The organism is Streptomyces sp. NBC_01446 (genome assembly GCF_026340095.1).
Taxonomy (GTDB): domain Bacteria; phylum Actinomycetota; class Actinomycetes; order Streptomycetales; family Streptomycetaceae; genus Streptomyces; species Streptomyces aureus.
In genome coordinates this window covers 611,580-624,863 of record NZ_JAPEPO010000003.1, presented here as the reverse complement: position 1 = coordinate 624,863, position 13,284 = coordinate 611,580, and the positions used below count along the sequence as shown (strand labels likewise).

Annotated in this window: 15 protein-coding genes; 6 read left to right on the top strand and 9 right to left on the bottom strand. The window is 67.9% G+C overall.

All coding sequences use genetic code 11. From position 1 onward, the window contains the following. Positions 1-32: 32 nt before the first annotated feature. The 5 genes from OG456_RS47480 to OG456_RS47460 form a co-directional block, all read right to left on the bottom strand. On the bottom strand, positions 33-437 hold the full coding sequence (locus tag OG456_RS47480; protein WP_266571306.1) for a CBS domain-containing protein: 405 nt from the start codon (positions 435-437) through the stop codon (positions 33-35). 46 nt (positions 438-483) lie between these two features. Beyond that, positions 484-1,995, bottom strand: coding sequence for a DEAD/DEAH box helicase (locus OG456_RS47475; RefSeq protein WP_266571305.1), 1,512 nt, complete (start codon positions 1,993-1,995; stop codon positions 484-486). Positions 1,996-2,320: 325 nt separating this feature from the next. Next, complete coding sequence (locus OG456_RS47470) at positions 2,321-2,524, bottom strand: cold-shock protein (RefSeq protein ID WP_030980875.1); 204 nt, start codon at positions 2,522-2,524, stop codon at positions 2,321-2,323. A 553-nt stretch (positions 2,525-3,077) separates the two neighbouring features. Next, positions 3,078-3,281, bottom strand: a complete 204-nt coding sequence (locus OG456_RS47465) for a cold-shock protein (protein WP_266571304.1) — start codon at positions 3,279-3,281, stop codon at positions 3,078-3,080. A 242-nt stretch (positions 3,282-3,523) separates the two neighbouring features. After that, positions 3,524-3,859, bottom strand: a complete 336-nt coding sequence (locus OG456_RS47460) for a MerR family transcriptional regulator (RefSeq protein ID WP_266571303.1) — start codon at positions 3,857-3,859, stop codon at positions 3,524-3,526. An 819-nt stretch (positions 3,860-4,678) separates the two neighbouring features. Here OG456_RS47460 and OG456_RS47455 point away from each other — a divergent pair. Beyond that, positions 4,679-5,182 (top strand): hypothetical protein, encoded by a 504-nt coding sequence (locus OG456_RS47455; protein ID WP_266571302.1) that lies wholly within the window; start codon positions 4,679-4,681, stop codon positions 5,180-5,182. A gap of 461 nt (positions 5,183-5,643) precedes the next feature. Here the strand turns inward: OG456_RS47455 and OG456_RS47450 are convergent, their stop codons facing one another. Beyond that, positions 5,644-6,426, bottom strand: a complete 783-nt coding sequence (locus OG456_RS47450) for a hypothetical protein (protein ID WP_266571301.1) — start codon at positions 6,424-6,426, stop codon at positions 5,644-5,646. 295 nt (positions 6,427-6,721) lie between these two features. On the opposite strand from OG456_RS47450, the gene OG456_RS47445 reads away from it, so the two are divergent. Continuing rightward, positions 6,722-7,702 (top strand): threonine/serine dehydratase, encoded by a 981-nt coding sequence (locus tag OG456_RS47445; protein ID WP_266571300.1) that lies wholly within the window; start codon positions 6,722-6,724, stop codon positions 7,700-7,702. A 63-nt stretch (positions 7,703-7,765) separates the two neighbouring features. Here the strand turns inward: OG456_RS47445 and OG456_RS47440 are convergent, their stop codons facing one another. Beyond that, positions 7,766-8,227 (bottom strand): pyridoxamine 5'-phosphate oxidase family protein, encoded by a 462-nt coding sequence (locus OG456_RS47440; protein WP_266571299.1) that lies wholly within the window; start codon positions 8,225-8,227, stop codon positions 7,766-7,768. Between the two features lie 89 nt (positions 8,228-8,316). Continuing rightward, positions 8,317-8,703, bottom strand: a complete 387-nt coding sequence (locus OG456_RS47435; RefSeq protein ID WP_266571298.1) for a dihydrofolate reductase family protein — start codon at positions 8,701-8,703, stop codon at positions 8,317-8,319. 219 nt (positions 8,704-8,922) lie between these two features. Between OG456_RS47435 and OG456_RS47430 the strand changes: the two genes are divergently transcribed. The 4 genes from OG456_RS47430 to OG456_RS47415 all read left to right on the top strand — a co-directional run bounded on the left by OG456_RS47430 (position 8,923) and on the right by OG456_RS47415 (position 11,907). Then, a complete protein-coding gene (locus OG456_RS47430; RefSeq protein ID WP_266571297.1) occupies positions 8,923-9,750 on the top strand; it encodes an LLM class F420-dependent oxidoreductase in 828 nt (275 codons plus the stop codon). Positions 9,751-9,783: 33 nt separating this feature from the next. Continuing rightward, positions 9,784-10,218: a TIGR03668 family PPOX class F420-dependent oxidoreductase gene (locus OG456_RS47425; RefSeq protein WP_266571296.1), complete on the top strand. Its 435-nt coding sequence runs from the start codon at positions 9,784-9,786 to the stop codon at positions 10,216-10,218. Positions 10,219-10,337: 119 nt separating this feature from the next. After that, positions 10,338-11,105 carry an IS5 family transposase gene (locus OG456_RS47420; RefSeq protein WP_266571295.1) on the top strand — a complete coding sequence of 256 codons (768 nt, stop codon included), beginning with the start codon at positions 10,338-10,340 and terminating at the stop codon, positions 11,103-11,105. 217 nt (positions 11,106-11,322) lie between these two features. Further along, positions 11,323-11,907 (top strand): hypothetical protein, encoded by a 585-nt coding sequence (locus OG456_RS47415; RefSeq protein ID WP_266571294.1) that lies wholly within the window; start codon positions 11,323-11,325, stop codon positions 11,905-11,907. Between the two features lie 217 nt (positions 11,908-12,124). Here the strand turns inward: OG456_RS47415 and OG456_RS47410 are convergent, their stop codons facing one another. After that, on the bottom strand, positions 12,125-13,276 hold the full coding sequence (locus OG456_RS47410; protein WP_266571787.1) for an MFS transporter: 1,152 nt from the start codon (positions 13,274-13,276) through the stop codon (positions 12,125-12,127). Positions 13,277-13,284 lie beyond the last annotated feature (8 nt).

Genomic DNA, 13,284 nt, shown 5'->3' with positions numbered 1-13,284 from the left:
CGAGGGGACAGTTCTGCTGTGGTTGAGGTGGTTCAGCGGGCAAGGGCGAGGACGCCCAGAGCGGTGCCGTGTTCGTCGATGACAGGCAGAGCATCGAGCCGGCCGTAGCGCATTGCGTGCTCGGCGTCGGCTACGGTCGTCACGGGTGAGATGAACGGTCCTCGATCGCCGAGGATGTCCCGCAGCTGGACCCGATCCGTGTACACGGAGCTGTCGCGAACCGCGGTGAGCTGCGCCTGGGTGACCAGTCCGGTGCACAGGCCATTGTCGTCGCGGACAAGCAGGTGCCCGGTGCGGGCGCTTGCCATGACGGACAGGGCCACCTCGACGGTCATGTCGTCGCAGACCTGCGGTCCGCCTGTGTCCATGGCGTCGGCCACCGTGCTGGCCACGTGGGCGGCACTCGTCGAGCGGGGCTGCATCTGAACCAGCGTCAAAAGGTGCCTCCTGCAGGCGTAGGTCAATTTCCGGATCACGAAGTCTTCAGGCCGCCGCGTCGAAGGAGGTCTGCCGCCCGCCCGCGCGCCGGGCAGCCGAAGCGGGGCTGCGTCGGCCGCGTGAGGCCGTGCTGCGCTTGCGTCGCTCGGCCACCGGCGCGGTGATCGTCACGGGGATGCCGGAGGGGGTCTGGGCGCCGGTGATCCGGCTGAGTGCCTCTTCGCCGGAGCGGACCTGGGTGGTCTGGGGCACGATGCCGGCAGCCGTCATGAGGCGGGTCATGTCGCGGCGTTGGTTGGGGGTGACCAGGGTGACGACGCTGCCGGATTCGCCGGCGCGCGCGGTGCGGCCGCCGCGGTGCAGGTAGTCCTTGTGGTCGGTGGGCGGGTCGACGTTGACGACGAGGTCGAGGTCGTCGACGTGGATGCCGCGGGCGGCGACGTTCGTGGCCACGAGCACGGTGACGTGCCCGGTCTTGAACTGGGTCAGGGTTCGGGTGCGCTGGGGTTGCGACTTCCCACCGTGCAGAGCGGCGGCCCGCACCCCGCTGTTCAGCAGGTCCTGGGCAAGCCGGTCGACGGCGTGCTTTGTGTCGAGGAACATGATTACCCGGCCCTCGCGCGCGGCGATCTGCGTCGTCGTGCGGTGCTTGTCGGCGCCGTGGACGTGCAGCACGTGATGTTCCATCGTGGTGACCGCACCTGCGGACGGGTCGACGGAGTGGACGACCGGGTCGGTGAGGTAGCGGCGGACCAGGCGGTCGACGTTGCGGTCGAGGGTGGCGGAGAACAGCATCCGCTGGCCCTCGGGGCGGACCTGGTCCAGGAGTGCGGTGACCTGGGGCATGAAGCCCATGTCGGCCATCTGGTCGGCCTCGTCCAGGACGGTGATCGCGACCTGGTTCAGCCGGCAGTCACCGCGGTCGATGAGGTCCTTGAGCCGTCCCGGCGTCGCGACGACGACCTCGGCCCCGGCGCGCAGCACATTGGCCTGCCTGCCGATCGGCATTCCGCCGACGACGGTGGCCAGGCGCAGCTTCACCGAGCGGGCGTAGGGGGTGAGTGCGTCGGTCACCTGCTGGGCCAGCTCCCGCGTCGGCACGAGGATCAGGGCCAGCGGCTGGCGGGGTTCGGCGCGCTGTCCGGCGGTGCGGGCCAGCAGGGCCAGGCCGAAGGCGAGGGTCTTGCCGGAGCCGGTGCGCCCACGTCCCAGGGCGTCGCGGCCCGCGAGGGTGTTGGGCAGGGTCGCGCCCTGGATCGGGAACGGGACGCTCACGCCTTGCGCGGTCAGCGCTGCCAGCAACTGCGCGGGCATGTCGAGGTCCGCGAACGCCTCGACCGCGGGCAGCGCGGGAGTGATTGTCTTCGGCAGGGCGAATTCGCCCTGGACCGCTGCGGGCCGCCGGGCCTGGCCGCCCGAGCGCCTCGGACCCCCTGAACGGGCCGGGGCGGGCGAGGTGGAGCGGCCGCCCAGCCTCGAACCGGCACTGGAGCCGACGGCAGCGCTGTCGGTCCAGCGGGGGCGGGAGGAGCGGCCGTTCGTACGTGTGGGGTTCATTAAGAACCTTCCTTGATAGGCACGTATCAAGGAACTCCCGCAGCGAAAGCAGCGCAGGAATCACAAGAACGGGCCGAATAGAATGCGAAAAGGAATCTGGCTTGCAGTGAATCCAGCGTGAGGCGCAAGGAACGAAATGGGTGACGTCATGTGGATGTGGAATCCTGGACGTTTACCGATGTAGCTCCGAAGAGCGCGCATCCCTGGGGGGAGTGGCTGCCGGCCGGCGCTGTTGTCCCACAGGTGACATCACTGCGGGAAACGCCCGCAGCTGGGGCCCGCACCCCGAGGGATGCGGGCCCCAGCTACAAAATGCGCGTCGGCGTCAGGCGGGAACGATGTTCTCGGCCGTCGGGCCCTTCTGGCCCGGCGCGATGTCGAAGGTGACCTTCTGGCCTTCGAGCAGCTCGCGGAAGCCCTCGGCGGCGATGTTCGAGAAGTGGGCGAACACGTCAGCGCCTCCACCGTCCTGCTCGATGAAGCCGAAACCCTTGGCCGCGTTGAACCACTTCACGGTGCCTGATGCCATGTCATATCTCCTTTGGGGCAGTACGCCGGGACCCACGATGCGCGGATACCGGGTCGCCGCGATGATGCCCCGTCCGGAAAATTACCGGCCATACAAAAACGCTTCCGGTGGCCGAAAATGCCCGCGAAGACGCTTGAAGTTTTGGGAACCACAACTGCAACTGAGATCGACAGTAGCACGAGGTAGCGGCCCGTGTACGGTAAATAATTCCGCTCGGTTAGTTGCGGTAAAAACACTCCCCGCGTGGAGCGTTAAACCCTCACGCCGCGGTCATAGATATTGACCCACCCGGAGCGCAGCGTTTCGGGAAGAGCGGCTGTTCACGGCTCGGAGAACACAACTTTTCCGGTGGCACCGTCGTGTCCGGCGTCGGCCCCATCGGCCCGTACACCAGCCTTCACGCAGATCAGGGCCGCGCAGCTGCTGCTGCGCGGCCCTGATCACGTACCGCCCAAGACACGGCCACCTTCACCTGAAGGCCGGCGCCCGCTGTTGCGGTGAACAGCTGGACCTGCCCGGGGGTAGCCGTACGCTCCGGCCGCGGTCGGGAAGGTCAGGCGAGGTTGATGTTCTCGGCCTGGGGGCCCTTCTGGCCCTGGGTGACGTCGAACGTCACGGCCTGGCCTTCCTGGAGCTCACGAAAGCCCGAGGAGTTGATCGCGGAGTAGTGGGCGAACACGTCCGCGCCACCGCCGTCCTGGGCGATGAAACCGAAACCCTTCTCCGCGTTGAACCACTTCACAGTTCCCGTAGCCATGTCTCATGCCTTCCAGTCGATGTACGCCTCCCGCAACGTACGGAAGGCGGAGGTGATCGCCCTGGTTCCTGCGGCACAGCACAACGCCCACGCCGAAGACGTGGGCGAAGGGAACTTCCGAACCATGACAGCTGACGCAGACGCTACACGTCCGCACACCCTGTCAGCATAGGAAACGACCCACGTGTCGCATCTGACGCGGCGTGGGGGCGCCCCTCCCGTACGCGGCGGGGCGCCCTGCCTCAGGCCGCCGACGGGCCGGACGATTCGGCGGCGCGGCGGTATTGGGCGTTGAGGCGCTGGGCTTCTTCGAGCTGGTCTTCGAGGATGACGATGCGGCAGGCGGCCTCGATGGGCGTGCCCTGATCGACGAGTTCGCGCGCGCGGGCGGCGATGCGCAGTTGGTAGCGGGAGTAGCGGCGGTGGCCGCCCTCGGAGCGCAGCGGGGTGATGAGGCGGGCTTCACCGATAGCGCGGAGGAAGCCCTGAGTGGAGCCGATCATCTCGGCGGCCCGGCCCATGGTGTAGGCGGGGTAGTCGTCGTCATCGAGACGTCCGAACGTGTCGTCTGCTGTCATTGCACCTCTCTGTGGAACGCGTGGAGGGGCCCTGGTGCCGTGTGGCACCAGGGCCCCGAAGGAACTGCTACACCATCTGCCGACCCTATTACTGCGTCGGCCTGCTGTTTCCGCAGACCCGGCCGAACTGCTGCCGGGGTTGCGGGGATCGCGGTTGCTTGACCGGAGACCACCTCACTATCGATGTCCTGCGGTACCCGGGCCCAAGACTTCCGCCCGGGCGATCCTGATGGCGCCTGGATCCTCCGTTCTTTCCCTCTGAACCAATCACTTACCGAAGGGGAACTGCGTACTGCTGGGTCCTGCGAACTGCTGGTGGCCTTCAACAGCGCCACCCTTCGGCAGCCAGCCCCGTCGCCCGTCCTGCATCTGCTCTGGCTTGGAACCCCACTGCCGAACCTCCCGGCACGCGCGCCCGCAGCCGACGCCTTTACCGGGGAACCACTGACAAACACACTGCTGGAACTGCGAACTACACCTACTGAACCGCTACTGCGGTACTGCTCACGGCGGCCCCTGATCACTGCGGGCCACCCGGTCCGGTCGTCAGTCCCGTCGCCGTCCTGCAACAACGCTGGCTTCGACACTCCACCACCGCACCGTCCTGCAAACTGCTGTACTGCTGCCCGGCAGTTCATCTCTGCCCGGCCTTCCTTGATCTCGGCTACGAGAGAAACCATAACCACGCCACCACCCAATGTCTACTCTGGACGACATAGATTTCCGCGTGTCAGTCAGAGAGATAGTCGGCCTCGATCACAGAAGGGGCATGCGGAGGCCTCGCTCCAGCCGGGGGCTTCAGCGGGCGAGGCCGTGCACATGCCCGAGGTTCTCAACTCGGTGCTGGGAGTGCACTACGTCTTCCCCAGCAAGGAGCTGCTGCTCCGCGCGGTCCATGAGGACGTGGTGTTCGAGCGCTCACGCATCCTCCAGGACGCCGCCGGATTCGCGGCCGACCTGGGGTCCGGCATGATCGAAGGGGCGCGCACGGCATGCACCAAGCTGATCGAGCCTGACCCTGGGCAGCCACTCAGGCAGTACGAGTTGACCGTCTGGGCGCTGCGCGCAGCGGGAATGGCAGAACTCGCCCGCTGGCAGTACGAGCGCTGCATCGAGCTGCTGACCGCCTACTGGGAGCAGCTCGCGGCCCGCGCCGAAGTAACCCTGGCGGTACCCACGGGTGTGCTCGCCCGGCTCCAGCTCGCCGGTGCCGATGGCTGCTGCTGGTACCTCGCCACTCGGGACCTCGACCGCACCGTGGCCGACCGGGACGCGCACATCCGCCATCTGGTGCGGTATGCCGACCCCCAACCCGCCGGGTGACAGAAGGCGGCCCGATCCCGCCCGGTTGCGACCGCACCCGGGGAGAGTGAACAGACCGCACTGTGCAGCCAAAGCGCTTCAATCGCCAATGGGTAGGGGCCGCGGGGCGACCCAATCCCGGCAAGCCACCGGCCGCCCTCACGCAGGCCCATGCGGCCCTCGCACAGGTCCGCGACCAGGGACTTGAGCGCCATTGACCTGGTCGAGGCGGCACACCACCGGGAAGTTGCGGGCGGTAGCCGTCGGAGTCCGGCCAGAACTGCGACCGTCAGCACGGCACCGTCGGGCAACGGGGCCGGGGAGCGGCGCCGCCAAAGCACACGCGAGAGCCCGCGGCCTGCGGTTCTTTTGCGTGTGTCAGGCGGTGGAGTCGCTTCTTTCGCCGGCTGGTCGGGGAGGGGTGCGGGGCTGTGGCAGGTGTTCGTGGAGGGCCGCGAAAGCCGTGCAGGTGAGGGGGAGTGTCACGGCCGCGGTGACCAGGATTCCGACGATGACGGGCGCGAGGATTCCGACGATGACGGGCGCGAGGATGGCGGCGTAGTACGCGGCGAAGTGAGTGACCAGGAACGGTGCAGGGCTGCGCGAGGGCTGAGGCCGGCGGCCGCGGCGGCCGGGGCGAGGGTGAGCGCGAGGCGCACCAGCACGGCGGCGAATACGGCAGCAGCAGGAGAGGCCGCGACGAGTGTGTAGGCCCACGATCCACGTTCCAGGGGCTCGGGGGTGTCGAGTTGGTAGCCGGTGAGGCGGTGAGCCGCGGCTGCGACGAGCAGCGGCAGGGGCCATACGATCAAGGCGCGCAGCGCGTACACGCCGAGTACCGGTCGCAGCCGCGCCGGGCCCGCATCAGGTGACCGGTCCGCTTGCGAAGGTCCTTGAGTCTCGGCTGCCACCGCCCGGGAACACACGGTCTGCAGGGCGGCGCTGCTGGTGCCGAGGAGGGCCAGGAAGAGGGGGAGGGTGCAGAGGGCGACGAGCGCCAGGTCGGTGTGGTCGTGAAGGTAGGGGTCCTCGACGTGGTGGTACCAGATGCGTTGGTTTCGCATGCGGGTGAAGACGGGCCAGGCGAGCGCGAATATCGCGGCCGTCATCAGTAGCCCGGCCAGTCCCGACAGACCGACGACGCGTCCCGTTGCACGTGCCAGAGTGCCCCGGTGCCGTCGCAGGACCGCGAACGCAGTGGTGGTGGCGCTGCGTTGCGGGCTGCCGCTCGTCAGTTGCACCTTGCGGTCGTGCTGTGTGGGCATGGGGCGAGCCTTCTTCACGTTCCGGGTCCGTTCCCGGCAAGGACGCTGGGCGGACCGGGTACGGTTCTGCGCAGGTGTCACGGCGTTGGCGGCACTGCTGGAAGCGTGCGGCCGCTGAGCTGGCGGCATCGGCCTGCGGAGCGCCGGTAAGACCAGAACCCGTTCTGGCACAGCGAGAGGAAACAGGAAGCCACGGCGTCCCAGCAGGAAGCCGCGCCGCGTAGCGGCACTGCAACCCGTGGGACGGCCAGAATCCTTGGGCTTCAGCCTGAGGAGCATGTCAAGCTGCTGTCTCATGCAGGAGACGCGCCTCGACACTGCTCGGATCCGGGAGGCTCGCCGGGTCATCGACCCGATGTTTCTCGACACTCCTCTGTACCGCTGCGAGGCGCTGGAGCCCGGCCTCGGGTGCAGGGTGAGTATCAAGCTCGAAACGGCGAACCCGGTCCGCAGCTTCAAGGCCCGCGGTACCGAGGTAGTCGCGAGCCTGCTCGCCGACAGTGGGTCGCGAGCTGTGGTGTGCGCCAGTGCGGGCAACCTGGGTCAAGCTCTGGCTTGGTCCGGTCGCGGCCGGGGGCTCGATGTCACCGTCGTGGCATCCCGCTTTGCGACTGCGGCCAAGCTTGATCGCATCCGCGCGCTGGACGCCAGGTTGGTCCTGGTGGACGGTGACCACGAGATGGCTCGCGAGCGGGCGGCGGCTATCGCGCGGCACGACGGCATCCGGCTGGTCGAAGACAGCCTGGACATTGAGACCTGCGAGGGAGCGGCGACCATCGGCCTGGAACTGGTGGACGCCGTGCCGTCGTTCGACGCCGTCCTGATCGCTCTCGGGGGCGGGGCGCTGGCCACCGGCGTGGGTCATGTGGTGAAGGCCTTGGCGCCTGAAGCCGAGGTGATCTGCATCCAGCCGCTGGGTGCACCGGCGATGACACACTCGTGGCGCGGGCGGCGCGTCGTCACCACCGACTCGACCGACACCATCGCTGATGGCGTCGCCGGTCGGTGTCCCATCCCGGCCGTCCTGAATGACCTCCTCCTGGTCGCTGACGACGCCGTCCTGGTCCGGGAGGCATCGATCATCGCCGGTATGCGGATGCTCCTCGACCGCGCCGGTCTTGTCGCCGAACCGTCGGCCGCGCTCGGCATCGCGGCGATCCTCGAAGACCGTGACCGCTTCGCCGGCCGACACGTAGTCACCATCGTGTGTGGCAGCAACGTCGATGTAGAGGCCTATCAACGCTGGGTCGGCGCGGCTCCCATCCACAGCTCTTGACGATTACCCCTCCCCGGGCGATCAGCAAGGGGTCAGGGCAGCGCGTCCGCTGCGGGGTGCCAGCTACGTCAGCCACGCACCATCACGCATGATGACCCTGCCGCGCAGTTCCGGCTCGCCGCGCCATGCACGGACCACCTTCGGCACTAGCCGCACATACACAAAGGGACCGTCCTCCGTGCGCGGGTCCCAGCCGAACTTGCCGGCGAATGCGTCTGCTGCGTCGGTCGGCACGTCCTGGTTCGGGAAGCACTCCGCCGCCCCTTGGAGCTGCACCACATCGAAGGTGTTCGGCAAGGACAGGCGCACCCGCGGTTCCTTGCGGATGTTGCGCACCGTCGCGGATGTCGCGCTGGTGCAGACCCACACCGCTTGCCCATCCCATGAGAACCACAAGGGGACCTGGTGGGGGCCGTGATCTGGATGGGCTGTCGCCACCCAGATGTCCCGCTCCGTGGTAAGGCGTTCCAGAGTCTCGTGCCTTCGTTCCGCCACCGAGCGATGGACGATTTCCGTGTTCTGCATAGTCGCCAACGCTAGCCAGCAAGATCGGAAAGCACATGGGGCTGCGGACCTAAGACCCTCGGCCGCCGACAGCCCCGTCGGCCTCAGCTTCAACCCGGCCGACCGAGGACGGGACGGCTTCTGACGGATGGGGACGGAGGTGGACACGCCTGGGGAACTCTTGAGCGTGGGGTGGGGAAATCAACGGAGACGGCGGCGGCGGCCCGCTCGGCCGACAGGCACTCCAGGTCAGTGTGCGGGCCGTCATCGGGGAAGAGCTGTTGGCCGGTGCCGAGGATAGAGGGAAAGGTCAACAGCCGGTATTCATCGATCAGTTCGTCGGCCATCAGCGCGTGTACGACGCTCAAGCGGCCGGTGATGAACACGTCGCGTTTCTCGCGTTTGACGGCGTCTGGATGATGTGCGGAGGTAGCCTCCGTTTTGTCGGATCGCAGGATTGCAGGATCACATGAGGCAGGAGGACGTATGACCGCCACCGCGCGACCCGCGTGCGATCGCCGGCGTTCTCGCCTCACCACTGCGGCGCTGCGCGAGGTGGCCCTGCAGCGGCCGGCGGACGCGCGGGTCGGGCAGTGGCAGTGGGCATAGGGTCCGGACGCCACGCCACGCCACGCCGCGGGAGGTCATGCCCGATGAGGAGCGACCGACCGCGTCACACTGACAACAGGTGTGCCGACGAGACGAGGTGGTCGCGGATGAAGTTCGGAGTATCGACATTTGTCACCGATGAGGGCATTGGCCCCAAGGCGTTGGGACCCGCCCTGGAGGAGCGGGGGTTCGACTCCCTGCTGCTGGCCGAGCACTCGCATATTCCGGTCAAGCGGGAGTCCCCGTACCCGGGGGGCGGTGAGCTGCCGCGGATCTACTACCGGACGCTCGACCCGTTCGTGGCGCTCGCCGCGGCCGCCTCGGTGACCCGTGACCTGCTCCTGGGCACCGGCATCGCTCTGGTGATCCAGCGCGATCCGATCCACACCGCGAAGGAGGTCGCCTCCCTCGATCTGATCTCCGGCGGCCGGGCCGTGTTCGGGGTCGGCGCGGGCTGGAACCGCGAGGAGATGCGCAACCACGGGACGGATCCGGCCGTCCGCGGGCGGCTCATGGACGAACGCATCCGCGCGATGATCGAGCTGTGGACCAAGGAGGAGGCCGAGTTCCATGGCGACTTCGTCGACTTCGATCCCGTCTACGCCTGGCCCAAGCCGGTCCAGAAGCCCCATCCGCCCATCTGGGTCGGGGGCGACAGCGAGCGCGCTTTCGAACGCGTCGCCGCGTACGGTGCGGCGTGGATGCCGAGCGATCTGCCGCTCGAGAAGCTGGGTGAACGCATCGCGCGTATGCGGCGGACGGCCGGCGACCGCCCGTCCGTCGTGGTGTACGCGGGCCGGCACGACCGGAAGACGCTCGACACCTACGCCGAACTCGGCGTCGAACGCGTCCTGCTGTATCTGCCGACCCTGCCGGAGAACGAGACGCTGCGCACCCTGGACGAACTGGCCGAGGCCACGTCCGGCCACCGGTGACAGCTCGCGGCTGCCGCTGAATAGGAGCTGACCGTGCCGGACATGGCCGGGGACGAGGCGCGCCGCCGGTTCATGACCGCGCGGGTGGCGCGCCTGGCGACGGTGGACGCGGGCCTGCGCCCGCATCTGGTGCCGGTCGTCTTCGCGGCCCACGGCGAGGAGATCGTCACCGCCGTCGACTGGAAGCCGAAGAGGTCGCAGCGGCTGAAACGGTTGGACAACGTCGCGGCCCACCCGGCTGTCTGCCTGCTCGTCGACGCGTACGACGAGGACTGGGAGCGGCTGTGGTGGGTCCGCGCGGACGGTGACGCCCGCGTGCTGCCGCCCGGCACCCAGGGCGAGTACCTGGCCGCCGTCGCCCTGTTGCGGGAGAAGTACGCGCCGTACCGGCAGCGACCGCCGACCGGTCCGGCGCTCGTGATCGCCGTCCGCCGGTGGCACGGCTGGCGTGCCGCGTCGGGGGGGTGACCGTAGGGCAGGAGACACGCCGCCCCCGGCGCGGTTGCAGAGCTTCGTTCTGCTCCATCATTCGTCTCCAGTCCGTCGGCTCGACGAAGGCACCCTAACCATCCTGCGATGATCTTCGCGTGGCTGGTGTGATCACGGCGTCGGAGCCGTCTTGGATAGCCCCGTTCACCGGGCTGAGTCGGCGCCAGTTCGGGAAACTGGTGACAGTTCTGCGGCGCGAGGGTGCGGACGCAGTCCGCAGGGGTCGGCCATGGAGCCTGCCGCTGGAGGACCGGGCGCTGCTGGTCGCGGCCTACTGGCGGACGAACCTGACCATGCGCCAACTGGCCCCGCTGTTCGAGGTTTCCAAGTCGGCGGCGGACCGGATCATCGATCATCTCGGGCCGATGCTCGCCCTCCAGCCCCGCAAGCGGTTCGCGAAGGACACCGTGCTCATCGTTGACGGCACTTTAGTGCCCACCCGCGATCACACCGTGGCCGAGCAGTCGAAGAATTACCGGTACTCCACCAACCACCAGGTCGTCGTCGACGCCGACACCCGCCTCGTCGTGGTGGTCGGCCGGCCCCTGCCTGGCAACCGCAACGACTGCAAGGCCTGGGAGGAATCCGGCGCGAAGGCTGCCGTCGGCACCACGATGACCATCGCCGACGGAGGCTATCCGGGCACCGGGCTCGTGATGCCCCACCGGCGCCGCACGGGCGAGGAGTTGCCCGGGTGGAAGCAGGCCCACAACAAGTCCCACAAACAGGTCCGCGCCCGTGTCGAGCACGTCTTCGCCCGCATGAAGACCTGGAAGATCCTCCGCGGCTGCCGCCTCAAAGGCGACGGTGTCCACCACGCCATGCTCGGCATCGCCTGGATGCACAACCTCGCCCTCGCCGGATAGACCGCCCGCCGCACAGCAGCCCACCATGCCCGAAGCACTCGTAGATCATTTACGGGACAACGCTTAGGGGGCGGCGCTGGGGCCACCCTCTCAACGGCGTGTTGCCATAACTTAGGGAGTCGCACTCATATAGTCTCATGCGAGCTGAATGCGTCTCTCGGATGCGGCGAATAGAAGATATTGCCCTACTGGCTTTATATTGAATTGGCGGAGAGCGATGACCCCCGGAGAGGCCCGCGACCCGAGCCTAAAGAATAAGCGCAGTCTACCCGAAATCCACTCGGTTCTGCGGGCCACCGCAACCGCTGCAGCGGGTGGAACTTTGGTTGTCTGGTGGCCCGCTTTCACGTTCGGTGCGTACAACGCCATCTTCTTCGACAATGTGCTGGCTTTGTGGGCGGTAGCCAGCGCCGTACTGCTCTCAGGCCTGGTGTTGCACAGAAGAGTTGCGGTGCCATGGCGCAGCTGGATCGCATTGCTACTGCCGTCCTTCTGGATCGTTCTGGGTATGACTGCACCGCGAAGCAAGGGTTTCCACTACCTCCATTACTTCGAGGTCGCGATTACCATCTTGAGCGCCCCATTTCTTACCTGGCTGCTCTCGAAAATTCTACTGTCCGACTACGATGAACTTCCGGCAGTTGAGCGCTTCGGAGCCGTCGGCATCACGGTTGTCATCGGGATCATCGCTTTCCTGCTCGGAAAATTCAACTATGCCTTCCTTACGTGTGCAGACTTCGACGTGAGCGGCAATAACACGCCACCCGGCTGCGCTCAAGGGCCACCTTTCCGTCTACGCTGAATGCTCTTGCAGAAGGCGAATTGGAAGGTGGTGTCGATCACCGTTCTGATTCGCGTCCAAGTCGATGCAGGCTATTTCCGTCGGCTGACGGTCAGGCATAACAGGCCACCGACTGCACGCAAGGGCCCCTCGCAGGGGGTGAGTTGACGGTGTCGCGTACGGGACTGTGAACCTGGCGCTGTGACTACGACGGAGGACGCTGTGAGCTGAGTGCTGGTCAGCGGATTTCGCCGCTTGCGGGGCGGGCGGCGATCCTTGCGGTTGTGATGAGGGCGGGTGCTGCGACGAGCAAGGCGATTGTGGCGTAGCCGCTGGTGAGGGAAGCGGCGGTGGCGATGGTGGCGACGATCAAGGGGCCGCCGGCGTCGCCGAGTTCGCGGCCGAGTTCGGCTGCGCCCATGGTCTGTCCGAGGCGTTCGGGCGGGGTTGCCGCGGCCAGGGAGGCGAAGCCGAGCGGGGTGATCAGTCCGGTGCCGGCTCCGATCAGGGCGGCGGCCAGCAGGACGCCGGTCAGGCCCGGCAGTATCGCGGCGGCCAGTCCGGCGGCGGTGATGAGCAGGCCCAGGGGCAAGCCGGTGCGGGAGGTCAGTCGTCCTGCGTCCAGTGCCCGGCCGGCGCGGGGCTGGACGAGTGCGGCGCAGGCTGCGAGGACGGATACGGCGGCGCCGGTGGCGAGTGGGCCCAGACCGGCGGCGGCTCCGGAGACGGGCAGGAAGCCCACGCCGACGGACAGGGCGGCGGTGGCAGCGGCCAGCGCCATGGTGGGCCGCAGGAAGGCGAGATCGGCCAGGCGCCGGGCGAGGTCGAGGACGGTCTGGCGGGCGCGGGGCAGGGGCGGTAGGGAAGGGACCGCGAGGGCCGCCCACCCTGCAACTGTGGTCGCGAGCACCGCCAGTACAGCGAACAGCAGAGTCAGACCGCCGGCCCAGACAAGGAAACCGCCCAGCAGGGGGCCGGCGGTGTAGCCGAGGCTCTTGTAGAAGCCGTAGGTGCCGAACGCGCGGCCGTGCTTGGCCCGCGGGTTGAGCCTGGCGACCAGGGCGGAGGCGGCCGGGGAGAACGCGGAGGCGGCCGCTCCCTGGCCCAGTCGGGCGGCCCACAGCCAGCTCGAATCCCGCACGATCACGAAGACCGCGGAGGCGGCGGCGAATGCGGCCAGCCCGCCGAGCAGGACGGGCCGGGCGCCGATACGGTCGGCCAGCGTGCCGAACACCGGTTTGAGGATCACCTCCGCCCCGTCGTACAGGGCCAGCAATAGCCCCAGGTACAGCAGTGACCGGGTCAGGTCGGGGTCCGCCTGGCCGAGGCTGGCAGCGATCCCGTGGGCTCCGAAAGCGGTGGTGAACCCGGCCGCGTACAGCGGCCACATCCTCCGCG

What these genes read in the sequence shown, in the direction of transcription:
- OG456_RS47475 (WP_266571305.1), bottom strand. Translation starts at nt 1,995, where the DNA reads ATGAACCCCACACGTACGAACGGCCGCTCCTCCCGCCCCCGCTGGACC.
- OG456_RS47470 (WP_030980875.1), bottom strand. Translation starts at nt 2,524, where the DNA reads ATGGCATCAGGCACCGTGAAGTGGTTCAACGCGGCCAAGGGTTTCGGC.
- OG456_RS47465 (WP_266571304.1), bottom strand. Translation starts at nt 3,281, where the DNA reads ATGGCTACGGGAACTGTGAAGTGGTTCAACGCGGAGAAGGGTTTCGGT.
- OG456_RS47460 (WP_266571303.1), bottom strand. Translation starts at nt 3,859, where the DNA reads ATGACAGCAGACGACACGTTCGGACGTCTCGATGACGACGACTACCCC.
- OG456_RS47455 (WP_266571302.1), top strand. Translation starts at nt 4,679, where the DNA reads ATGCCCGAGGTTCTCAACTCGGTGCTGGGAGTGCACTACGTCTTCCCC.
- OG456_RS47450 (WP_266571301.1), bottom strand. Translation starts at nt 6,426, where the DNA reads ATGCCCACACAGCACGACCGCAAGGTGCAACTGACGAGCGGCAGCCCG.
- OG456_RS47445 (WP_266571300.1), top strand. Translation starts at nt 6,722, where the DNA reads ATGCAGGAGACGCGCCTCGACACTGCTCGGATCCGGGAGGCTCGCCGG.
- OG456_RS47440 (WP_266571299.1), bottom strand. Translation starts at nt 8,227, where the DNA reads ATGCAGAACACGGAAATCGTCCATCGCTCGGTGGCGGAACGAAGGCAC.
- OG456_RS47430 (WP_266571297.1), top strand. Translation starts at nt 8,923, where the DNA reads ATGAAGTTCGGAGTATCGACATTTGTCACCGATGAGGGCATTGGCCCC.
- OG456_RS47415 (WP_266571294.1), top strand. Translation starts at nt 11,323, where the DNA reads ATGACCCCCGGAGAGGCCCGCGACCCGAGCCTAAAGAATAAGCGCAGT.
- OG456_RS47410 (WP_266571787.1), bottom strand. Translation starts at nt 13,276, where the DNA reads ATGTGGCCGCTGTACGCGGCCGGGTTCACCACCGCTTTCGGAGCCCAC.